The organism is Bacillus ndiopicus (assembly GCF_000612805.1).
Classification (GTDB): Bacteria; Bacillota; Bacilli; order Bacillales_A; family Planococcaceae; genus Metasolibacillus; species Metasolibacillus ndiopicus.
The window spans coordinates 484,327-506,956 of sequence record NZ_HG964405.1; the positions used below are offsets into that span (position 1 = coordinate 484,327).

General features: G+C 36.8%; 26 protein-coding genes and 1 pseudogene. 18 read left to right on the forward strand and 9 right to left on the reverse strand.

Annotated features, from left to right (window positions below; translation table 11 throughout):
• Positions 1–33 precede the first annotated feature (33 nt).
• Complete coding sequence (locus TY13_RS10500; protein ID WP_042475274.1) at positions 34–906, reverse strand: LysR family transcriptional regulator; 873 nt, start codon at positions 904–906, stop codon at positions 34–36.
• Between the two features lie 115 nt (positions 907–1,021).
• Between TY13_RS10500 and TY13_RS10505 the strand changes: the two genes are divergently transcribed.
• A complete protein-coding gene (locus tag TY13_RS10505) occupies positions 1,022–1,885 on the forward strand; it encodes a DMT family transporter (protein WP_042475276.1) in 864 nt (287 codons plus the stop codon).
• 25 nt (positions 1,886–1,910) lie between these two features.
• Here the strand turns inward: TY13_RS10505 and TY13_RS10510 are convergent, their stop codons facing one another.
• On the reverse strand, positions 1,911–2,957 hold the full coding sequence (locus TY13_RS10510; RefSeq protein ID WP_052344303.1) for an AbrB family transcriptional regulator: 1,047 nt from the start codon (positions 2,955–2,957) through the stop codon (positions 1,911–1,913).
• A 174-nt stretch (positions 2,958–3,131) separates the two neighbouring features.
• Here TY13_RS10510 and TY13_RS10515 point away from each other — a divergent pair, with 174 nt between their 5' ends.
• On the forward strand, positions 3,132–3,701 hold the full coding sequence (locus TY13_RS10515; protein WP_042475278.1) for a GNAT family N-acetyltransferase: 570 nt from the start codon (positions 3,132–3,134) through the stop codon (positions 3,699–3,701).
• Between the two features lie 158 nt (positions 3,702–3,859).
• Positions 3,860–4,324 carry an 8-oxo-dGTP diphosphatase gene (locus TY13_RS10520; RefSeq protein WP_052344304.1) on the forward strand — a complete coding sequence of 155 codons (465 nt, stop codon included), beginning with the start codon at positions 3,860–3,862 and terminating at the stop codon, positions 4,322–4,324.
• Positions 4,325–4,364: 40 nt separating this feature from the next.
• Here the strand turns inward: TY13_RS10520 and TY13_RS10525 are convergent, their stop codons facing one another.
• Positions 4,365–5,993, reverse strand: coding sequence for a hypothetical protein (locus TY13_RS10525; RefSeq protein ID WP_042475280.1), 1,629 nt, complete (start codon positions 5,991–5,993; stop codon positions 4,365–4,367).
• The gene (locus TY13_RS10530) at positions 5,990–6,778 is read right to left on the reverse strand and encodes an ABC transporter ATP-binding protein (protein WP_042475282.1); all 789 of its coding nucleotides are present in this window, start codon (positions 6,776–6,778) and stop codon (positions 5,990–5,992) included. The genes TY13_RS10525 and TY13_RS10530 overlap by 4 nt, the downstream gene beginning before the upstream one ends.
• A 160-nt stretch (positions 6,779–6,938) precedes the next feature.
• Between TY13_RS10530 and TY13_RS10535 the strand changes: the two genes are divergently transcribed.
• The 3 genes from TY13_RS10535 to TY13_RS10545 are packed head-to-tail and all read left to right on the forward strand — an operon-like array spanning position 6,939 to position 8,832.
• Positions 6,939–7,376, forward strand: a complete 438-nt coding sequence (locus tag TY13_RS10535; RefSeq protein ID WP_042475284.1) for a helix-turn-helix domain-containing protein — start codon at positions 6,939–6,941, stop codon at positions 7,374–7,376.
• A complete protein-coding gene (locus TY13_RS10540; RefSeq protein ID WP_042475286.1) occupies positions 7,373–8,101 on the forward strand; it encodes an ABC transporter ATP-binding protein in 729 nt (242 codons plus the stop codon). The genes TY13_RS10535 and TY13_RS10540 overlap by 4 nt, the downstream gene beginning before the upstream one ends.
• Positions 8,101–8,832 (forward strand): ABC transporter permease, encoded by a 732-nt coding sequence (locus TY13_RS10545; protein WP_042475288.1) that lies wholly within the window; start codon positions 8,101–8,103, stop codon positions 8,830–8,832. Before TY13_RS10540 ends, TY13_RS10545 begins: the two co-directional genes overlap by 1 nt.
• 212 nt (positions 8,833–9,044) lie before the next feature.
• Here TY13_RS10545 and TY13_RS10550 read toward each other — a convergent pair whose 3' ends face one another.
• Complete coding sequence (locus tag TY13_RS10550; protein WP_042475872.1) at positions 9,045–9,485, reverse strand: carboxymuconolactone decarboxylase family protein; 441 nt, start codon at positions 9,483–9,485, stop codon at positions 9,045–9,047.
• A gap of 276 nt (positions 9,486–9,761) precedes the next feature.
• Between TY13_RS10550 and TY13_RS10555 the strand changes: the two genes are divergently transcribed.
• Complete coding sequence (locus TY13_RS10555; protein WP_052344305.1) at positions 9,762–10,316, forward strand: TetR/AcrR family transcriptional regulator; 555 nt, start codon at positions 9,762–9,764, stop codon at positions 10,314–10,316.
• Between the two features lie 47 nt (positions 10,317–10,363).
• On the opposite strand, the gene yhfH is transcribed toward TY13_RS10555, so the two are convergent.
• The 3 genes and pseudogenes from yhfH to TY13_RS10560 all read right to left on the reverse strand — a co-directional run bounded on the left by yhfH (position 10,364) and on the right by TY13_RS10560 (position 11,104).
• Entirely contained in the window at positions 10,364–10,489 is a 126-nt protein-coding gene (yhfH, locus tag TY13_RS20175) for a protein YhfH (protein WP_074432958.1), read from the reverse strand.
• Between the two features lie 142 nt (positions 10,490–10,631).
• Positions 10,632–10,772, reverse strand: a pseudogene (locus tag TY13_RS21310) (GNAT family N-acetyltransferase); the annotation flags it as partial.
• 50 nt (positions 10,773–10,822) lie between these two features.
• Positions 10,823–11,104 (reverse strand): hypothetical protein, encoded by a 282-nt coding sequence (locus TY13_RS10560; RefSeq protein WP_042475290.1) that lies wholly within the window; start codon positions 11,102–11,104, stop codon positions 10,823–10,825.
• A 140-nt stretch (positions 11,105–11,244) separates the two neighbouring features.
• On the opposite strand from TY13_RS10560, the gene TY13_RS10565 reads away from it, so the two are divergent.
• Together TY13_RS10565 and TY13_RS10570 are read left to right on the forward strand one after the other, a co-directional pair.
• Entirely contained in the window at positions 11,245–11,757 is a 513-nt protein-coding gene (locus tag TY13_RS10565; protein WP_042475291.1) for an RNA polymerase sigma factor, read from the forward strand.
• A complete protein-coding gene (locus TY13_RS10570) occupies positions 11,754–12,686 on the forward strand; it encodes a hypothetical protein (RefSeq protein ID WP_042475293.1) in 933 nt (310 codons plus the stop codon). The genes TY13_RS10565 and TY13_RS10570 overlap by 4 nt, the downstream gene beginning before the upstream one ends.
• Before the next feature lie 51 nt (positions 12,687–12,737).
• Here the strand turns inward: TY13_RS10570 and TY13_RS10575 are convergent, their stop codons facing one another.
• A complete protein-coding gene (locus tag TY13_RS10575) occupies positions 12,738–13,016 on the reverse strand; it encodes a hypothetical protein (RefSeq protein ID WP_042475294.1) in 279 nt (92 codons plus the stop codon).
• A gap of 259 nt (positions 13,017–13,275) precedes the next feature.
• On the opposite strand from TY13_RS10575, the gene nusB reads away from it, so the two are divergent.
• The 9 genes from nusB (at position 13,276) to recN (ending at position 22,536) form a co-directional block, all read left to right on the forward strand.
• Positions 13,276–13,659, forward strand: coding sequence for a transcription antitermination factor NusB (gene nusB, locus TY13_RS10580; RefSeq protein WP_042475296.1), 384 nt, complete (start codon positions 13,276–13,278; stop codon positions 13,657–13,659).
• A 44-nt stretch (positions 13,660–13,703) separates the two neighbouring features.
• Positions 13,704–14,552: a bifunctional methylenetetrahydrofolate dehydrogenase/methenyltetrahydrofolate cyclohydrolase FolD gene (folD, locus tag TY13_RS10585; RefSeq protein ID WP_042475298.1), complete on the forward strand. Its 849-nt coding sequence runs from the start codon at positions 13,704–13,706 to the stop codon at positions 14,550–14,552.
• Positions 14,553–14,717: 165 nt separating this feature from the next.
• Entirely contained in the window at positions 14,718–16,067 is a 1,350-nt protein-coding gene (gene xseA, locus TY13_RS10590) for an exodeoxyribonuclease VII large subunit (protein ID WP_042475300.1), read from the forward strand.
• 3 nt (positions 16,068–16,070) lie between these two features.
• A complete protein-coding gene (xseB, locus tag TY13_RS10595) occupies positions 16,071–16,298 on the forward strand; it encodes an exodeoxyribonuclease VII small subunit (protein WP_042475303.1) in 228 nt (75 codons plus the stop codon).
• Entirely contained in the window at positions 16,299–17,177 is an 879-nt protein-coding gene (locus TY13_RS10600) for a polyprenyl synthetase family protein (RefSeq protein WP_081796963.1), read from the forward strand.
• A gap of 221 nt (positions 17,178–17,398) precedes the next feature.
• The gene (dxs, locus tag TY13_RS10605) at positions 17,399–19,300 is read left to right on the forward strand and encodes a 1-deoxy-D-xylulose-5-phosphate synthase (protein WP_042475305.1); all 1,902 of its coding nucleotides are present in this window, start codon (positions 17,399–17,401) and stop codon (positions 19,298–19,300) included.
• Positions 19,297–20,121, forward strand: a complete 825-nt coding sequence (locus TY13_RS10610) for a TlyA family RNA methyltransferase (RefSeq protein WP_042475307.1) — start codon at positions 19,297–19,299, stop codon at positions 20,119–20,121. The genes dxs and TY13_RS10610 overlap by 4 nt, the downstream gene beginning before the upstream one ends.
• A gap of 260 nt (positions 20,122–20,381) precedes the next feature.
• Positions 20,382–20,831, forward strand: a complete 450-nt coding sequence (ahrC, locus tag TY13_RS10615) for a transcriptional regulator AhrC/ArgR (RefSeq protein WP_042475309.1) — start codon at positions 20,382–20,384, stop codon at positions 20,829–20,831.
• 13 nt (positions 20,832–20,844) lie between these two features.
• Positions 20,845–22,536: a DNA repair protein RecN gene (recN, locus tag TY13_RS10620; protein WP_042475312.1), complete on the forward strand. Its 1,692-nt coding sequence runs from the start codon at positions 20,845–20,847 to the stop codon at positions 22,534–22,536.
• Positions 22,537–22,630 lie beyond the last annotated feature (94 nt).

The window sequence follows — 22,630 nt, forward strand, 5'->3', positions numbered from 1 at the left end:
CTTCTATTCCCTATAAATCCACAAGAAACGTTGTTACTCTTTTTTCTTTCTAAAGGATAAATATTTTAAAAAACTACTAGCTGCAAGTGAAAGTGATTTTTGATTTCGCATGGCAATGCCAATGTTTCGAAAGGCGGGAACTTCAAGCTCTTTTGCAATAACCTTGTAGGGAATACGTTGTAAAATCAATTCTGGCAATATGCTGATACCTAGACCGTTTTCTACCATAGACATAATGGCATAGTCATCCCATGTTGTAAAATTAACTACAGGTGAAATTTGATGCTTCTCGAAAATTTCGGAGATTTCTGCTTTTGCCCCTTTTTCTAAAAGCATAAATGGATTATTGCATAATTCGCTAATTGGAAATTTATCGCAATCCGTGAAAGGGTGATCCTGAGGAATAACAACTAATAGTCGATCCAATTCTAAAAAAATCGTTTCCATTTCTGTTTTTGTTGGAAGTCGTAAAAAGCCAAAATCAACTCTTCCTTCCATTATCCAGTTTTCAATTTCTGTATAGTCACCTAATAGCAATTCAAAATCAATATGAGGGTAATCCTTTTTAAAAAATTTAATCATATTCGGCAGCCAGTGAGTGGCTACACTTGAAAATGTGCCAATACGAATTATGCCAGATTGTAATCCATGTAGCTCATCGATTTGTGACAGCAATATTTCATGCTCATTGCAGATTCGCTGTAATTGGGGCAATAATTTTAATCCATCAGAGGTTAAACTGATACCGGCACGTCCTCTTTCAAAAAGAGAAATTCCCCATTCTGCTTCCAAATCCTGAATCATACGGCTAATACCAGATTGAGTATAATTTAATGCATCTGCAGCTTTTGTAAAGCTCCCATATTCCGCTGATTTGACAAATGCCATATATTTTTGAATATTCATAGTCTGGCCTCCAATACATTCCTTTTTATCATGTAAGGTATGATAAACATTCAATTCTGTAATACATATTAGTATGCTATGCTACAGCTATCGAAAAATCAAGTGGGGGATGAAAATGAAAAATGCCTATACTAAATATGTGCTTGCATTGCTGCTCTTTGGCTCTAATGGAATTGTGGCAAGCTACATTATAATGAATAGCTATGAAATCGTTTATTTGCGAACTTTAATAGGTAGTGTATTCTTGATTATTGTATTTGTATTGTCCAAGCAGAAGCTGCAGTTTTGGAAAAATAAAGCGCACTTTTTTTATTTAGTCGTTTCGGGTATAGCAATGGGAACAAGCTGGATATTTTTATTTGAGGCGTATGCACAAATCGGTGTAAGCATAGCCGTTCTTGCCTATTACTGCGGTCCAGTAATCGTTATGATGCTCTCGCCATTTATATTTAAAGAGAAAATGACAAGTGCTAAATTTATTGGATTTTTGGCTGTCATTATTGGAATGCTCTGTGTTAATGGTCAAGCTTTTACAGAAGGGCGAATATCTTTAGGATTGATTTTTGGAATATTATCTGCCATCACATATGCAGTTATGGTTATTTTCAATAAAATGGCTTCAAGTATAAAGGGCCTTGAAAATGCCATGTGTCAACTAGTTATTAGCTTTATAACAGTAGCTATTTTTGTCAGTTTGAAGCAAGGCTTTATCGTGCATATTAAAGAGGGAAGTTTACTGCCTATTCTACTATTGGGTGTTGTCAATACGGGAATGGGCTGCTACTTCTATTTTTCTTCTATTGGTCGTTTACCTGTTCAATCTGTTTCAATTCTTGGCTATTTAGAACCTCTCTCTGCATTAATTTTTTCAGTAGTTATTTTAAAGGAAATGTTAAGCCCGTTACAAATGCTAGGTGCTCTATTGATTTTAGGTGGCGCAGCATATGGGGAATTGTTTCGAGCAAAACGAATGGTATGAATAAACGGCTTGCCCCTAATTATATTTAGGGTTCAAGCCGTTTCGCGTCCACTGAAGCACTATATTTTTTCAATAACGGAATAATAATGAAGGATAAAAAGAGCATGCGTGCAAGCTGAAAAACAGTGACGATATCTGCATCAGCATGGATGGATGTTGCGATTAGTGCCATTTGATCCATACCACCGGGTGCAGTGCTTAAAAAGCTTGTTGCAAATGTATAATTTAGCATCGCCATCACAAGTCTGGCACATAAAAAGCTAACAAACATAAGCAAAACAACATTCATTAAGCCAAATAACAGCGTTCGTTTTGGTAAACGCAGTGCACCGGGTTTTAAAAGCAAGCCAATATGTGCACCAACTGCAATTTGTGCTAAATGTAATATATCCTGGGAAATAATAGGGACATCGATTTGCACAACATTAAGCAGTATACCTAAAAGTACAGGTCCTAGAAAAAACGGTGTTGGCATATGGAGTTTACCTACAATTAAAGAGAAAATAAAACTTACCGCAATTAAAATAAGTACAGCCCATAATGGAGAAGCTATAGTGGCAACGTTTTTTTGCACAATATGCCCCGAGACTAGAAATGGTATAACGCTAACAACTGCTATCACACGAATTAAATGAAAATATGTTACGGCAGCAAGATTGACACCTTTTTGTTCAGAGGAAAAGACGATAATTTGTCCAAGTGCACCAGGTACACTAGCCAATATTGCAGTATGCAGTGACATATTTGTATATTTTGCTGTTATAAAGGCGAGTAGCAAGCAGAGTAAAATGAAAGTAACATTAATCGCTAGCATATACCAAAACATTGTTCCCATCGTTTGTAAAATGCTTAAAGAAAAGTTTTCACCAATCGTAACGCCGATAATGACAAGTCCGATATTGCGAAAAAGTGCAGGCCATTTCAACTGTGTACGAATGAAAAACTGCGCAATTAATACAGTAAAAAGAGGCCCAATCATCCATGGAATTGGCAAGGATAGTAGCGCAAAGAGCCATCCTCCAATGCACGCAATAATAGCAACATATAGTATTGGTAGCGTACGCTCCCTCATAAAAAAACCTTCTTTCCATTAATCCATATGTATATCGTAACAAAAAATGTCTACTTTGTTTACGCTTTTCTTAATATTCCATTTACCGTTCGTGTATAATAAAGGATAAAATAAAATTTCAACTAGTGAGAGCCACGTTGCCTGTTAATGCAAGATAAAATTGGAGGGATACAAATGGAAATTTTGCACAATGAAGTTGTACGTTTGGAGCCTATTGAGCGTGAGCATATTGATGGGCTTTACGAAGCCGCGCACGATGAGCGAATTTGGGCTCATACGTCATTATATCTTATGACAAGGTCTGCTGTAGAAAATTATGTTGAATCCGCAATACAACAGCGTCAAGCTGGTACAGCGATTACCTTTGTTATTATCAATAAAGCAGCCGAAAAAATTGTCGGCTCAACGACATTATTTGAGATTGATCCTTCCCATAAGCGATTAGAGATTGGTTATACATGGATAACTCCAGCATGCTGGGGAACCTCGATAAATACAAATTGTAAATATGTTTTGCTAACTTATTGTTTTGAACAGCTTGGAATGAACCGTGTACAGCTAAAAACAGATAATGAAAACATACGCTCTCAGCAGGCAATCGAACGCATTGGTGCTAAAAAAGAAGGAATTTTACGCAATCATATGGTGCGTAACAACGGAACGCTGCGCGATACCCATTTGTATAGCATTACAAAAGAAGAGTGGCCTGAAGTTAAAAGCCATTTTGAACAAAAATTATTATAAGAGGCGTAGGCAAATCAGCTACGGCTATAAAATGCGAATGGGTGTCAAGAAATGCATGTGTTAACCTACTTTCTTTGATACCCATTTGGATTATATAGGGGATTTTTGTAAAGAATGAAACGTGTAAAATTAAAAAGTTGTAGTGAAAAGGTGATAAAATGGTGCATTATAAAATGTGGACTTTATGTATGGTGCAACGTGGGGATGAAGTGCTGTTATTAGATAGGCAGCATGATCATTTTAAAGGCTTTATCCCTCCTGGCGGAAAGGTAGAGTTTCCTGAAAGCATTGCTGATAGTGCGATACGTGAAGTAGAAGAAGAAACTGGTTTACAAATACATACGCTTACTTATAAGGGGTTATATGAATATGTTAATCCTACAAAAGGTGATAGGTATATGATTTTTAATTATTTAGCAACTGATTTTAGTGGCACATTAATTGAAAATTCTCCAGAAGGAAAGGCGATGTGGGTGAAAATTGCGGATGTTGATAAATTGCCAATGCAAACCTCTATTCGAAGAAGGTTTCCGCTGTTTTTCGAGGAGGGCACATTTGAATTTCAAGTGGAGTGGAATGAGCAAGAAAACTGCGAAGGAGCTGTTCATATTCGACGTACATAAAGACAAAATGGCTGGCAAAATGAATGCCAGCTATTTTTTGTCAACTAGCTTTTTCTCTAAACAGCATTTTCCAAAGCGCGATATTAACAATAACTAATAGTATTAAATAAATGAAAATCCAATTGGCATTTATTTTGGCAATGATAAAATGAATAATGACAAATGGTATAAGTGGCAGTAGCAATCCAAGTGTTTTCCAGCCTTGTGACTCATTTGTTTGTGTAGATGGTTCCGAAAAGGGGATAGTTAGCCTTGCCCCTAAATAGCAAATAATGCTATAAATACAACCTACAATAAACACTGCAAGTAAATCTGGTAAAACACGAACGCCATAAATAATACAGAAAATCGCTCCCAATACAATATAAAGCGGCATATATAGTTGTACAAGAAAGGCTTTCAACGTTCCTTTCTTATATGCTGAAAAGCTTGTCAGCGGTAATGCTTTAAAAATCCAAGCTCCTTTATATTTGCTTGAAAATTGCAGCATCAACACAGCTGTTGGGATAATAAGCATCGAAAAATATATTGTTAAATAGCTATTGCTTGTAGCGAAATCTACGGTTTCATTGCGCATCGTATTGAACATAAAAATAAACGGAATAACGATGGCAAATCCGAGAGAAGGATAAACCTTCAATTTAAAATCGCGCTCCTTCTTCATCATTAAAGAAGCGAAGCGATAAAAAGTTCTCTCTTCATGTGTCGGGCAAAGCAGGCGTAGGAAAAACGCTTTGATCGGATTGGCTTTGACCTTTTTTGATTTACTTGTTGCTAATAGTTTTTGTAAATTGCTTTCAAAGACAGGAATTAATTTAATATAGAGCCATAAAGACAATAAAGGCACAATAACGGAAAGTAAGCTAAGCATAATCATTAAAAAGTCTGTATTGTCATTTAATATAAGCTCATAAGGTGCAGCAAACCACATTGGAATTAGAAATATACTCCACCAATCTAGCTCAACAGCGACGCTTAAATTGACAAGCTCGAAAGAACGAGCAACAAATTGATAACCAACCATCATAGCGAGCGAGAGACCGATTTGTACATAATTAATCATATCTTTTAATTTTTCACCATCAAAAAATCTTAAAATCGCAATATATAAAATGGCTGTTAAAACGACGATGAAAATATTAATAAAAACAAGCTGAACGGCTGTAATCACAAAAAATAATATCCCGTGTCTAAAGAAACCAACAATAAGGGGAATAGCTGTAAAGGCAATCGTTAAATAGCTTAAATAAATAATAATATGCACTAATTTTGCTGCGTTTAGCGTTTTGGATGAAATAGGTTTTGTTCCTAGAATATTGCGGTCCCGTAAATCAAGTAGTACAGATGAAAAATCTGAGATCATCGATGTCATAATAACGAAAAGTATCATTGAATAGGCGATACTCATTTGGAATAAAAACTGTGTACCGAAGCCGATAAACGGAATCAACATTAACCCCATAAATGTATAAATCCACAATGATTTAATATAACTGTATTTAGTCTCTTCCTTTTTCTTTGCTGTCTGATTAAATAAAGTAGGTACTTTACGTTCATCCATCGTAAGCTTTATCTGCAAAATGTGGCGCATAATCGTATAATCAATGCCCATTTTAATGAAAATAAAGCGCATCTTATCAAGAAGCCGCAACGTTTTGAAATCTGTCATAGCTGTCCTCCGCCTACAACAGCAACGAATTGCTCCCCAATTTCCTGATGGCGATCGAAGCCTGTTAATTGATTGAAAATACGCTCTAGTGTACCCTCTGTATTTGTCGCCTGTAACTCTGCAAATGTACCGTCAGCAGCTACTTTGCCGTCATGTAGCAAAATGATGCGACTGCTAATTTTCTCGACGACATCCATAATATGAGACGAGTAGAAAATCGTTTTTCCTTGCGCGGCTAATTGCGTTAAAATTTCCTTAAAAATCATAACACTATTTGCATCTAAGCCATTAATCGGTTCATCTAAAAATAAAATATCTGGATTATGTAAAACACTTGAAATAATTAATAGCTTTTGACGCATTCCCTTTGAATAAGAGGAAATACGAGAATGGTATGCTTCGCCGACACCGAACAATTCCATTAAGGCTTGCGATTTATGGGCCGCTTCTTCTAAAGACAAGCCATAAAGCTGCCCAATAAATGTTAAATATTCATAGCCTGTTAAATTATCATAAACATCTGCAATTTCAGGGACATAGCCAATTCTATGTTTATAGTCAATCGGGTTATTTTTTATATTTTCACCAAATAAGTGAATTTCACCACCATAACCACTCTCAATGCCTAAAATCAGCTTCACTGTTGTACTTTTACCAGCACCATTGGGCCCAATATAGCCGATAATTTCCCCTTTATGTACTCGTAAATTAACGCCTTTTAAAACTTCTTTGTTGCCATAACTTTTCGTTAAATTCGTCATTGTTAAAATTTCCTGCTGTTCCATTTTTGTCACTCCTTTCCTCTTATTATATACGGTAATCTATTCGAAAAGTTTCGCGAATTAGGAAAAAAATGAAAGCAACTAAAAATAACATCTATGTTACAGTCGGTTGATAGACGATATCGTAATGATAGGGAATAATAAAAATAAGGAGATGAAAAGTATGATAAGTATGAATTTAAAACAATTAAGAAAGAAGCATCAATATACACAAGAAGAAGTAGCAGAAAAAGTCAATGTATCGAGACAAGCTGTGGCGAAATGGGAAAAGGGCGAATCAACTCCTGATATAACTATCTGTATTGAGTTAGCGAAATTATATGATGTGACACTCGATGATTTAGTGAATTATCAAGATGAGGTCGGGCTAGGTATTGCGCCAAAGGGAAAGCATTTATTTGGTGTAGCTGTCGTTGGAGAAAGAGGGCAAATTGTTATTCCGAAGAAGGCAAGAGATGTATTTAAAATAGAGGTAGGCGATGCACTCATTATTGTTGGAGATGAGGAGCGTGGGTTAGCTATTATACCAGAAAGCTATACACAAAAATTTTTTAGTGAAGCCTTAAGAATTAATGAATTAGAAAGGGAGGATAGCAAATGACAGTCGCCATTGATGTTCAAGAGTTATGTAAAAAATACGGACCGAAAACAGCGGTACATCCATTGTCGTTAACCGTTCAACAAGGGGAAATTTTTGCTTTGCTTGGCGTTAATGGTGCTGGGAAAACGACACTTATTAATATGTTATCTTCTTTGACAAAGCCTACAGAAGGCGAGGCATTTTTGTTAGGGAATAGCGTAATTACTGACAAGCAAAAAGTCAAACAATGCATTGCTGTTTCACCACAGGAAACAGCAATTGCACCAAATTTATCTGTACGCGAAAATTTGCTATTGATGGCAGGAGTGCATGGCTTTAATAAAGAAACAGCGAAGCTTAAAGTGAATGAAATGCTTGCGCTATTTTCCCTTAGCCCTGTAGAAAAGCAGCGCAGCAAAACATTATCTGGAGGCTGGCAGCGTCGATTGAGCATCGCAATGGCCTTAATAAGTGAGCCTGAAATTCTGTTTCTCGATGAACCAACATTAGGCTTAGATATTTTAGCAAGGCGTGAGCTATGGGCAATTATTCAAAACTTAAAAGGTAGAGTCACGCTTATTTTAACGACGCATTATTTAGAGGAGGCAGAGGCTTTAGCAGACCATATATGTATTATGAAAAATGGGCGTATTGAAGCATTAGGGACTATCGAGGAATTAAAGGAACAAACAGCCACAGAGAGATTTGAAGAGGCATTTGTCCAAATTGTAGGGGGAATGATGTAATGAGAGCGCTTGTATTTGCCAGTCGTACAGCAAAAGAGATTTTACGTGATCCATTAACATTAATATTCGGTATTGGCTTCCCAGTCATAATATTATTATTGCTAACTGCAATTGGTAAAAACATACCAAACGATTTATTTCAAATTGAGCAATTAACACCAGGCATTGCCGTGTTTAGTTTATCGTTTATGTCACTATTTTCAGCACAATTGATTGCAAAGGATAGAGCTAGCTCAATGTTAGCAAGATTATTTACAACGCCGATGACAGCGGCTGATTATATAATTGGCTATACGCTTCCGTTAATTCCGATGGCACTGGTACAGGGAAGTATTTGTTATATTGTCGCAATTTTACTAGGGATGGACATATCATCGAATATTCTTGTCGCATGGTTTCTGTTACTTCCTATTGCACTTGTTTTTATCGGTATCGGTCTATTGTGTGGCAGTGTTTTCAATGAAAAGGCAGTCGCAGGTATTTGTGGCGCACTCCTGACAAATGTAGTTGCTTGGCTATCAGGCACATGGTTTAGTCTTGATTTAGTAGGAAAAACCTTTAAAACAATTGCTTATAAATTACCATTTGTGCATGCTGTTGATATGGGAAAGTCAATTATAGACGGTACTAAAAATGGAGTTTTGATAAATTTGAGCTGGGTATTAGGCTATAGTATTTTACTATTAATAATTGCGATTTTTATGTTCAAAAGAAGAATGCAGATTGATTGATATATAGGCTAGGACTAACTATGAAAGACAAATAATTTTTTATATGAATAATGCAATATTAACAAGAAGCCTGAGCTATGTTGAAACACAAAATGGTCTTACAGCTCAGGCTTTTTTATTGCTTGAAAAAATACTGTTTATCCTAAAAAAATATTGTAAGCTAATGTAGAAATAAGCTGTAAGTTCAAAGAAGTCAACGAGTATTTTGTCGGTTACTTATTTACTTGATTTCCCATAGAAATTGACAACCTATTCCACATATTAATCTGGTTAATAATCATAATTAAATCAATATATTCTTTTTCATCGTAATGCTCTCTTACTTGATGATACAGCTCATCACTAACCCCTTTCTCTGAAATTAGTGTTATATTTTCTGCTAATTCTAATGCTATTTGTTCTTTTGGGCTATAAATGTTCGTCTCTTTCCAAGCTTTTAATTGTTCAATTTGTTCATTGGATATTTTTAATTTTTGCGCTGCTTTTGTATGCATATTTAAGCAGTAAGAGCAGCCATTAATTTGTGATACTCTTAATTTAATTAATTCGGCTAACTTTTTATCAACTAACGCTTTTCTTACGTATTTTTCTAATTCCATCACTTTTTCTAAAGCTTTTGGTGCGACCTTGAAATAGTTTATTCTATTTTTCATGTTCATAAACCCTGCTGCTTTTACAATTCCCTTACTAATAAATTTACTCATCTTATCCCTCATTTCCTATAATTCGGTTGAAAATATACGGTGTAGGTAATAACTAATAATTTAAATTTATCTTGATCCATCAGAAAATGCCCCAGCGGATATAAGTGCAACACTTGTTGCAGTTATAGGTGTATCGTATAGTAGTGGTAGATAATTATCAATAGAATGTAAGCAAAAACTACAGACTACTATGATATGTTGCACTTAGAGGAGGTCATATGATTGATGTATTCAACTAACAATCCTATCGCGATACAATCTCAGAAATGGTTAGTAACTGCTTTATTAGATTTAATGAAAGAAAAACCTTTTGACGCCATCACAGTCAAAGAAGTTGCTAAAAAAGCTGACTTAGACAGGAGTACTTTTTATAGAAATTTTAAAACAAAAGAGGATATCCTAAATCTATATCTCAACAAGTTAGCTGAGGAATATACAAATAGACTCGTTACAGCTGGTGAAATTGATATGAGGAAAGTATCAAAAATATTTTTAGAATTTATGAATGAACATATTGATTTAATCTGTTCTCTTAGGAAAAATGGATTATCTAGTTTTTTATTAGATGCTTTTAACAGGTGTTTACCTACTATTCATGCGTTAACCCAAGATAAATTTCCTCACACAATTAGTGAAGAAAATCTAGAATTTGCGTTAGCATTTAATGCAGGGGGGATGTGGAATATTCTGATGAAGTGGATTGATGAAGATTTTATACATTCTACTACAGATTTAATAAGAGCTTTTGATGAAATAAGCTACTTTAATTATAAACAGTAAGTACGATTAAAAGACCATCAACTTCAAAGCTGATGGTCTTTTAATCATTATAGAGAATCGCAGTTTTCACAGCTATGATCATAGCATTCGCTTTGCTCTTCCATTTTTTTGCCGCATTGTACACACGTTTTCTCTGGTAAGTTTCTAAAAAATTCCACTACGTTTTCTAACATTTTAAATTCCTCCTAATCGATATCTGTTATATATCGTTCATTTAATATTTACATTGTATTATAACAGATATCGACAGTCAACAGAATAATTAGAAAATTCGATTATATTTTATGGCTATTTTGTGTCAAATAAAAAAGCCCGTCATTTGACGAGCTTTTGATTGTTCCAATCCTTTGATAATAAGCTGTAGGTAGCTAAGTCTTCATAGTGGTCATATAGCCACTGCCCATCTCTTTTGATACCTTCATTAAGAAAGCCCAATCTTTCAGGGATGGCTTTGCTTTATAGATTATAACTTTCAACTCAATGATACCTAACAAGAGGGGATTATTTTAAGAAGCTTCTAAACGTTCTCCAACTTGCTGTAAATACAATGTATATTTAACTAGTACAATAGGAATAGCGGTAAAAATGCAGGTAATAAGAAGGATAGGTACTGTGAAGTATGCTGCGTCATATAATCGTGTGTAGCCAAAGCTAATGATGGCAAAGAGCGCAATGAAAACGATAGATGGGACACGAGGAAATAGGAAGCTTACAAGTCCCCCGATTATCATTAATAGCATAACTAAAATAAAAAATGTCCAATGGTTAATTAAAAAAAGCAATAACATAAACGGCAGTCCTCCTTTACTTATTGTTTAATATATTCATAAAAAGGACAGGCCATACAAAAGAAAAAACACTTCTTTTCCAAAAAGATGTCACATTTCATTCCAGTTAATTGTCTTATTTAGTAGAAAGGTGGGGGCATATGTATTCGAAAATGATGATGTATCGAGGAGAAGCACAAGAAGTGGATGTAAGAGAGCAGCTACTAGAGCAATATTATATGGAAATTTTTCGCTATTGTTACGGCATTTTACGAAATCGCCAAGATGCTGAGGATGCGACACAGGAAGTGTTTTTAAAGGCATTGGAAAGTCCACAGCTTGCAGAAATCGACCATAAAAGTGCATGGCTTTATAAAATTGCCTATCGCCATTGTATCAATCGCGCGAAAAGGAACAAGTTACTACAATTTATCCCATTTATAGAATCGGCGAAAGAAGATACTACATCTATCGAAGAAGATTTCGAGTTGCAAACAATCTTACAACAATTAAAGGTGGAGGAGCGCGCATTAATCGTTTTGCGCATTGTGGAGGATAAAAGTTTTGATGAAATTGCAATCATTTTATCAATTACTGCAGCAACAGCGAGGAAGCGTTATGAGAGATTAAAGGGAAAAGTGCAGAAAATTATAAAAAGAGGTGCTTTTGAATGAAAGAAAAAATAACATCCTTTGAAGATTTTGCGCAGCGTTTGAAAGAGGAGTCAATGCAAATTGAGCCTTGGAAAGGTATTGTAGTACAACAGAAAAAATCCTGCTTCATTAAAATAAAAATCGCACCATCGCTCGTGATGCTATTTACCTTCTTATTTGTAACAAGCACAGTCGTTGCGGCATTTAGTTTAACTAATTTGCAATTTTTCGGTAAGGACGAGCAACCAATGCTCAATATGTATGAAATGACGGAAGAGGAGGCAAAGCCCCATTTTGATTATGATGAGTTTATGGGGAAACATCGTGGATTGCTCAAAAGGCTACGAGAAGATTTGGCAAATGATCAATATTTGGCTTTCTTAGATGTGGAAGCATATGAGGCGCTTGGTGAAAGCGCTCTGACATACACGCAAAGACCGAAAAAGTTTGAAGATTTCTCACAAATTCCTGCCGATTTTTCTCCACCTTTTTTGCTTAAGGAAAAATTGTTAGGAGAAATCCAATTTGAAGAATTGACTTATATGTATAATTACGAAACACGTGTAGATAATCTGGCGCAAAGTATGTATCAAGAAGCATTACGTTTGAATGTACCTTATATTACAACAGAGCATAAATTAAATACCACAAAAATTGATTATATTAGTTTGATGTATGGTGGTTTTGATTTTGAATATGGCTTCCAAATCACCATACAACCAGTTAGTGATACACTCCATACAACAGAAAATCTATCACACTATACGAAAGTGGTGCATGAGGGGGAGGAATTTTATTATAGTGAGTCAGATCAAACCTTGCTCTATGTGCATCAAACACAAACGGAGCAATATCTTCTCGAAATACGCCAAACAATTGTAATGGCTGATGCAAAAGATAAAATCCCATTAGAAAAGCTATTAGCAATAGCGGAGGAATTGATTCCATAGATTAAAAGTAGTGATTCGACTAACTAAGCAGTCCAAAAAACATGCCGGCAATTAATTAAAGGGCATGTTTTTTGTTGCTCTAAACTTTTGAAAAAAGATATTCATATAGCATTGAATCTCGCGCGCGGATTGGATGGCACAGTCCTTTTTGTATGCGTAATCAGGAGGTAGCTCATTATAAGCAATAATTGCTTCAACGACAGCTTGTTGCCATGGCTGCTTTAATGATATTTGTGTGGATTGTAAGTGGTCGCCCTGTAAAGCATGAAGCATTAGCGAATATTGTCCTAAAACGACTACAAACAATATCAGAAAAACTGTATACGACATAATGCGCCACCTTCTTCTCAATACTATTTTATCAAATAAATCCAATCCTTAACAACGTTGAAAAGTGAACTATACAATGAAAGCGTTTTAATTTTTAAAATTTGCAACAAGCTGTGCTATGACAGGGAAATTATGCTATGATAAGACTTGATATTATCTTGAGTGTCTTACTAAAAAATGCATTCAGTGGATGCCCGCTGAATCAAGATAAAGCCTCTATTTTGCTGAGGTGGAATTGAATAATGAAGGAGTTTTTATCATGAAGCGACATGATGCACGTCAAAAGGCTTTGCAAGTGCTATTTCAACTAGATAGTACGGACTTACCACTTGAGGAAGCGATGGAACATGTTTTAGAGGAGCAGCCATCAGATGCTTTTTTTGAGCAAGTAGTTCGAGGAACAGTTGAACACAAAGAGGAAATTGATAAAGCGCTTAGCGATAAGCTAGAAAATTGGTCATTAACGCGTTTGCCAAAAATTGAACGAACAGTACTACGTTTAGCTGTTTATGAATTATTATTTATGCCAGATACGCCGAACCGTGTTGTATTAAACGAAGCAATTGAACTTTGTAAAGTATTTGGCGATGAAAAATCAAGCAAATTTGTCAATGGTGTACTATCAAAATTTACCGAGCAATAATCATTGATGAGTGAAAATAAGCATAAATCAGGAGGAATTGTAGGATGTCAAGTGCCATTATTAACGGAAAAGAAATTGGTCAAGAAATTAGAGGTTCTGTAGCGAAACAAGTAGAGGAACTAAAAGCAAAAGGTGTTACGCCTGGTTTAGCTGTAGTATTAGTAGGAGATAACCCCGCTTCAAAAACATATGTTGCGAATAAGCAAAAATCCTGTGAAGCAATCGGTATGTATTCAGAGCTTATCGCTTTGCCAGAAACAATTTCGGAGCAACAATTACTTGAACATATTCGTGAGTTAAACGATCGCAATGATATTCATGGTATTCTTGTACAACTACCATTACCAAAGCACATTAATGAAGATTCTGTCATTGCAACAATTTCTCCCGTAAAAGATGTTGATGGCTTTGCGCCAGTTAGCGTTGGGAAAATGATGCTTGGACAAGAAACATATTTACCATGTACGCCTTATGGGGTAATGAAATTATTAGAGCACAGCGGAATCGAAGTTGCAGGTAAGCATGCGGTTATCGTTGGACGTAGCCATATTGTAGGGAAACCAATGGGGCAGCTATTATTACAAAAAGATGCAACAGTTACGTATACACACTCTAAAACACCTGATTTACCATCGTTTACAAAGCAGGCGGATATTTTAATCGCCGCTGTTGGCCGTGCAAACTTTATTACAGCAGAGCATGTTAAGGAAGGCGCTGTTGTGATTGACGTAGGTATTAACCGTGATGAGAACAATCGTCTATGTGGAGATGTTGATTTTGCAGCAGTAGACGGCATTGCCTCACATATTACACCAGTACCAGGTGGCGTTGGTCCAATGACAATTACGATGCTATTAGCAAACACAGCCCAAGCAGCAGCAAAAACACTTTAATAAACAGTTTAAGCTATTACTTAAAATTTTGAAGAGAAAAACATACTGCATATGAATGCGGGATAAAATAGTATGCTAACAATTTGCCTAGCATACTATTTTTTTGGCATGTTTCAGGTTAAACTGTACAAGATACGTGAATAAATAAGAAAGGGGAGATGTAGTTTGAGCAACTCTTCTTATTTAACTGTCAAAGCATTGACTAAATATATTAAAAGAAAATTTGATGCGGATCCTCATTTGCGCGAAGTTTACGTAAAAGGAGAACTATCAAATGTGAAAATTCATAGCTCTGGTCATATATATTTTACGTTAAAAGATGATACAGCGCGCATTCAAGCGACAATGTTTCGAGCGGCAGCTGCAAAACTAGCTTTTAAACCCGAAGAAGGTATGATGGTTTATATTCGTGGCGATGTTAACGTTTATGAAACAGCGGGTATTTATCAGCTTTACGTACAAACAATGGAACCGGATGGTGTTGGTGGGCTCTTTATAGCATTCCAACAACTAAAGGAAGCTTTGCAAAAAGAAGGCTTATTTAATCCAAGCTTTAAGCAAGCGTTACCGCCATTTCCAAAAGCGATTGGTGTTGTGACCGCGACAACAGGCGCGGCTATTCGCGATATTTGCACTACACTTCAACGACGGTATCCACAGGCGGAAATATGTATTTATCCAACGCTTGTACAAGGTGCAGGAGCAGCTGCCAATATCGCCAACAATATTCAGCTAGCGAACAAGCAGGCGCAATGTGATATTTTAATTGTTGGTCGTGGTGGGGGATCGATTGAAGATTTATGGGCTTTTAATGAGGAAATTGTTGCACGCGCTATTTTTGAAAGTCGTATTCCGATTATTAGTGCTGTTGGGCATGAAACAGACACGACGATTGCGGACTTTGTGGCAGACTTACGTGCGCCAACACCAACAGCAGCGGCGGAACTTGCCGTACCAAATCAGCATGAGCTAAAAGAACGCATCGTAGCGAATGTAGCAAGGCTTCAGCATATGGTTACAGCGCAACTTCGCTTTGAAAGAAATCGTCTACAGAAGTATCAACAATCGTACCCATTAGCAACACCCGAAAAATTATATCGACCTTTTATTGAGCGTTTGGCACAAAATGATATGAAGCTACAGCAATCAATGAATGTTTATATGCTGAAAAAACGCAATGAAGCAGAGAAGGTTTTTACTAAAATGCAGTTTTTCTCGCCACAAAAAGCGTTACAGATAGAGCAGCAAAAATTGTTGCAATTAGGCGGGGAGCTCAGTCGAACAATGCAGCATAGATTAAATGAGGATAAATCGAAGTTGCATGCTTCTATTCGCACACTGGCCGCTTTAAATCCTTTATCTATTATGGAAAAAGGCTTTAATGTGACATATCATGAGGCGCAAATTATTAAGCAGGCGTCACAGCTAACAGTGGATGATGCTATTCAAATTCATTACCAAGACGGAATTGTTCATGCGAAAGTGACAAACGTCGAGCTACAAAAGGGGGAATGACGGATGGAAAATTTAACATTTGCACAAGCAATGACGGAATTAGAAGAGATTGTACGGAAATTAGAGCAAGGTGAAGTGCCTTTAGAGGAAGCAATTGATTTATATAAAAAGGGAATGGAATATTCCAAGTTTTGTAATGATAAATTACAGCATGCAGAGCAGCAATTAATATCAATCGTTGATGAAAATGGCAATAAGCAGCCGTTTCAAGCGGGGAATGGGGAAAATTAAATGATGCAATTAACAACATTTATTGAAACACATACACCAGCTATTGAGAAAGAAATGTATCATTTAGTTGAAGAAATTGTCGCACCTGCACAATTAAAGGAATCGATGCTTTATTCATTAAAAGCGGGTGGAAAAAGAGTTCGTCCATTATTTGTAGCAGCCGTTTGCGATTATTTTAAATCGGATTTTGCATCTGCCTATACAGTTGGCTCTTGCCTAGAAATGATTCATACCTATTCGTTAATTCATGATGATTTACCATGTATGGATGATGATGATATGCGTCGTGGAAAACCGACAAATCACGTTGTTTATGGAGAAGCATTAGCAACTTTGGCTGGAGATGCATTGAACACTTTGAGCTTCGGTATTTTAGCGCGCATGCCAATTGCAGCAGAGGTGAAAATTGAATTAATTCATTTGCTAAGTGTGGCGGCTGGTGCAGAAGGCATGGTTGGTGGTCAAGTATTAGATATGGATGGCGAAAAGCGTCAACTAAATTTACAAGAGCTTGAACAAGTTCATATTAATAAAACGGGAGCACTACTACGCTTTAGTATTGAATCAGGAGCGGTTTTAGCTGGTGCTACAACAGAAGAAAGAGCAGCGCTAGTAGAGTATGCACATCATATTGGCTTAGCATTCCAAATTCAAGATGACATTTTAGACATAGAAGGTACAACTGAGCAGCTTGGAAAAACAGCAGGTAAAGATATGGCAAGCGAGAAAAGCACATATCCTGCACTGTTAACTTTAGAAGGTGCGAAGGAAAAATTAAATGATCATTTTATGTTAGCCATTGCAGCATTAGATCGTTTAACAGGAGATAGTAGTGTATTACGAGAATTAGCAACTTATATTGTCAAACGTAATAAATAAACAATTAAGCGAAACTTCAATAAGTGGGAGGTTTTTCATCCTTGTTGATTGTTAGCTTCTGCCAATCGATTGTTTATTGAGGCTATCTTCGTGGTTTTAAAGAAATATTACTACCTGTTCTGCGGGAAAAACAGCATTTTTTATGACATCGAAAGAGGACGCTGTTATAATAGAGAAATCACAATACGGTGAATATATAAATGTAAAGGTGTGTGGATGAGGTGGATTTAACTAAAATAACTAATCCAACCTTTTTGAAAAATTTAAATCAGCAGCAGCTTGAGGCGTTAGCTTCAGATATTCGTTCATTTTTAATAGAAAAATGCTCTGTAACAGGAGGGCATATTGGGCCGAACTTAGGTGTTGTAGAGCTGACAATTGCGTTGCATAAGACGTTTAATAGCCCAAAAGATAAATTTTTATGGGATGTAGGACATCAAGCGTACGTTCATAAAATATTAACGGGACGTGCTGGAGAGTTTGATACATTACGTCAATTTAAAGGTTTATGTGGGTTCCCAAAGCGTATTGAAAGTGAACATGATGAGTGGGAAACTGGCCATAGTTCAACTTCTTTATCAGCTGCGATGGGTATGGCTGCTGCGCGAGATATTAAAAAGGATAAGAACTATGTCATTCCAATTATCGGTGATGGTGCATTAACAGGTGGTATGGCATTAGAGGCATTGAATCATATTGGTCATGAAAAAACAAATATGATTGTTATTTTAAACGATAACGAAATGTCGATTGCCCCAAATGTCGGAGCATTGCATAATGTGTTAGGTCGTTTACGTACTGCAAAGGAATATTCAAAAGCAAAGGAAGAGCTTGAAGCTTTAATGAATAAAATTCCTGTTGTTGGCGGTAAGCTAGCACAAACAGCTGAGAAAGTGAAAGATAGCTTAAAATATTTAGTTGTATCAGGTGTCTTTTTTGAAGAACTGGGCTTTAAATATTTAGGACCGATTGACGGGCATGATTTTGATGCACTTGAAAAAACGTTAGAATATGCGAAAAAAGTAAAAGGTCCTGTACTAGTACATGTTATTACGAAAAAAGGTAAAGGCTATAAACCAGCAGAGGATGATACAGTTGGCACTTGGCATGGAACTGGTCCGTATAAAATGGAAACAGGTGCTTTTGTAAAATCTGCTACAGCAGGTCCAGCATGGAGTAGCTTAATCGCAGAATCTGTTCGCAAATGTATGCAAACTGATAAACGAATTGTAACAATTACACCAGCAATGCCTGTTGGTTCTAAACTAGAAGGTATTCAGCGCGATTTCCCAGAGCGTTTCTTTGACGTTGGGATTGCAGAGCAACATGCAGCAACAATGGCAGCAGGTCTTGCGACACAAGAAATGAAGCCGTTTTTAGCCATTTACTCAACGTTTTTACAACGTGCGTATGACCAAGTATTGCATGATATTGCTCGTCCAAACTTAAATGTCTTTATTGGTATTGACCGTGCAGGCTTAGTAGGGGCGGATGGCGAAACGCATCAAGGTGTATTTGATATTGCCTTTTTACGCCATATCCCGAACATCGTGCTTATGATGCCAAAAGATGAAAATGAAGGGCAGCATATGGTGAAAACAGCTCTTGAATATAATGATGGTCCAATTGCGTTACGTTATCCACGTGGTAATGGCATTGGTGTGCCGCTTGATGAGGAAATGGTAGCGATTCCAATCGGTTCATGGGAAGTGCTACGAGAAGGAACGGACGCAACGATTTTAACATTCGGTACAACAATTTCAATGGCCTTTGAGGCAGCAGAAGCTATGGAGCAGCAAGGAATTAGTGTCAAAGTGGTTAATGCACGCTTTATTAAACCGTTAGATACTGAAATGTTACACGAGCTAATGCAAGAAAATATGCCAATATTAACGATTGAAGAAGCAGTATTACAAGGTGGCTTTGGCAGCGCCGTTTTAGAATTTGCTGCTGACCATCGCTATAATACATTCATTGATCGTATCGGTATACCAGATGAATTTATTGAGCATGGTAATGTTGACGAATTGTTAGCTGAAATCCATGTGACAGCTGAAGAAGCAGTGAAGCGTCTGCAAAAGCTTGTCCAATTAAAAAAACAAGAAAGCTTGAAAACTGTATGACGAAGCAACCGAAAGAACGCGTAGATATTTTATTAGTCGAGCGCGGACTTTGCGAAACGCGTGAAAAGGCAAAGCGCTCGATTATGGCAGGGCTCGTTTACTCGAATGAGGAGCGCATCGACAAAGCAGGAGAAAAAATTACTATTGATGCGCCGCTACAAGTAAAAGGCTCACAATTAAAATATGTGAGCCGAGGTGGACTAAAGCTTGAAAAAGCACTTGAAATATTCGAAATGTCGGTTGAAGGAAAACTAATGCTAGATATCGGCTCATCAACTGGTGGCTTTACAGACTGCGCTCTGCAAAATGGAGCACGACATTGTTATGCACTAGATGTTGGCTCCAATCAGTTAGCATGGAAGATTCGTTCAGACGAGCGTGTAACGGTAATGGAAAAAACGAATTTCCGATATACAAAGCCAGAAGATTTAATAGAAGGTTTACCTAATTTTGCAACAATCGATGTATCCTTTATTTCTTTATCACTTATTTTACCTGTGCTGAAAACGGTATTATTACCAGGTGGCGATGTCATGGCATTAGTAAAGCCGCAGTTTGAAGCGGGTAAAGAAAATGTCGGCAAAAAAGGAATTGTGCGCGATCCGAAAGTTCATTTAGAAGTGCTACAAACTACTGCTAGCATGGCTACTGAGATTGGCTTTGTTGTAAAAGACGCTTCCTATTCACCAATTACAGGTGGTGAAGGGAATATTGAATTTTTATTCCATCTTGTTAATCCAAGAGAGGGAGAAATGATCGAGCCTTTTACTAATTTTGAGCAAATTGTTGAGCAAGCACATAGTGAATTGAAGGGAAAATAAAGTGAACCGCAGGGAGGTTTATACGCCCTTCACTAGAGACATACAAGCTAAGAACTTCACACGCTCATGTAACCAACATCGTGTGGGCCTCAAATAAGGCTTTTACAGCCTGTTAATACAAGAGAAAATTGAAAATAGGTAGAGACATCAATATGTTCTAGCATAATTGATTTGTCGATGCCTATTTTTCTTGTACTTTTATGAATGAAATGGTAGTGTTATTAATACAAATACATAATTATTCATAAGAGGTGAGGAGATTGAATAAAGGTCAACGCCATATTCGAATTCGTGACATTATTACTAATAATGAAATTGAAACACAGGATGATTTAGTAGTGCATTTAAAAAATGCGGGCTATAATGTAACACAGGCGACAGTGTCACGCGATATTAAAGAGCTGCATTTAGTAAAAGTACCGATGCAGGATGGTCGCTATAAATATAGTTTGCCTGCGGATCAACGCTTTAATCCTATTCAAAAGCTACGCCGTGCGTTAGCTGATGCATTTGTTAGTATTGAAGGCGCGTCCCATTTTTTAGTAGTTAAAGCGCTTCCAGGGAATGCCAATGCGATCGCTTCCTTACTTGACCATTTAGATTGGGACGAGCTATTAGGCACAATTTCAGGTGACGATACGATTTTACTTATTTGTCGTACAGAACCAGAACGAGAAGTTGTAAAAAATCGTTTATTAGACATGCTGTAAGAGGTGGATTTTTTTGTTAAGAGAGCTAAGTATTCGAAACTTTGCGATTATAGATGATTTAACAGTAAGCTTTGCTGATGGTTTAACCGTTTTAACAGGTGAAACTGGAGCTGGTAAATCCATTATTATCGATGCGGTTCATTTGCTAGCTGGTGGACGTAGTTCTCATGAATTTATTCGTCATGGTGCTAGAAAAGCTGAGCTAGGTGGTTTGTTTCATATTATGGATGATGATCACCCAGTGTTTGCGAAATTAGATGAAGCAGGTATTGAATTTGAGGACGGCACAATTATTTTGCGCCGTGATATTAATGATAACGGTAAAAGTGTTTGTCGTATAAATGGTAAGCTCGTACCAACTAATGTGTTACGTGAGATTGGTGGCAGCTTAATTGATATACATGGTCAGCATGAAAATCAAGAGTTAATGGATGAAAAGCAGCATATCCATTTATTGGATCACTTCGCAGATGAAGAGTTATCACCGTTTTTAGCTACATACAATGAAAAGTATGAAGCCTACCGTGAATTGAAGCGTGAAGTAGCTGAGCTGAGCTTAGATGAGCAAAGAATGGCACAACGCATCGATTTATATCAATTTCAAATGAACGAGCTTGAGGAAGCTGCACTGAAGCTTGGAGAAGAAGATGCATTAATTGAGGAAAGACTGCGATTAATGAACTTCCATAAAATTTTTGAACGTGCAAATATTGCATATGAAGCTATTTCAGGTGAATTGCATGGTTTGGACTTTATTGGTAATGCGATGTCAGCGCTTGATGATATCGCTTCATTGGATGAACAATTTAAAGAGCCATCTGAGGCGGTGACAGCGAGTTTTTATGCATTGCAGGATGCGAGCTATCAAATCAAAAACGTTTTGGATGAATTGGAGTTTGATGCAGGTCGCTTAAATGAAGTCGAGCAACGTTTAGCACAATATCAAACAATGAAGCGTAAATATGGTACAACAGTTGAGGAAATTTTAGCATACTACGACAAAATTTCTGAAGAGCTTATGCAATTGATGAATCGCGATGAAACAATACAAAAAAATGAATTGCGTTTACGCCAAATGGAAGAAGAATTAGAACAGCTAGCCATGAAATTAACAGAAATCCGTAAAAAGCATGCACTATTATTAAGCGCGGCAATTATGGATCAGCTTCGTGTTTTACATATGGAGAAGGCAGAGTTTATTGTTAATTTTGAGTCGCTTGATAGATTTGACGCTTACGGTAAAGATTATGTCGCATTTTATATTGCGACCAATGTTGGTGAGCCACCAAAATCATTACCAAAGATTGCATCAGGTGGTGAATTATCGCGCATGATGCTAGCATTAAAAACAATCTTCTCTTCAACAAATGGCATTACGTCGATTATTTTTGATGAGGTGGATACAGGTGTGAGTGGACGTGTAGCTCAAGCTATTGCTGAAAAGATTTCGGCAATTTCCATTCACTCACAAGTGCTCTGTATATCGCATTTACCACAAGTAGCGGCTATGGCAGATCAGCATTATTTAATTAAAAAGCAAGTAGAGCATGATCGTACATTTACAACGGTAGCAGAAATAAAAAGTCGTGCGCGCGTTGAAGAAGTAAGTCGTATGATGAGCGGTGCAGAAATTACCGACCTAACATTGCAACATGCACAGGAGTTAATTGAAATAGCAGAAGCAAGAAAACAAACAATGCAATAGCGTGAGCTGTAGGAATTTCCTGCAGCTTTTTTTGTCATTATCCTAAATATCCAAAAAGTATATTGGATAATAATGGCGAAACTTATTTGTCACC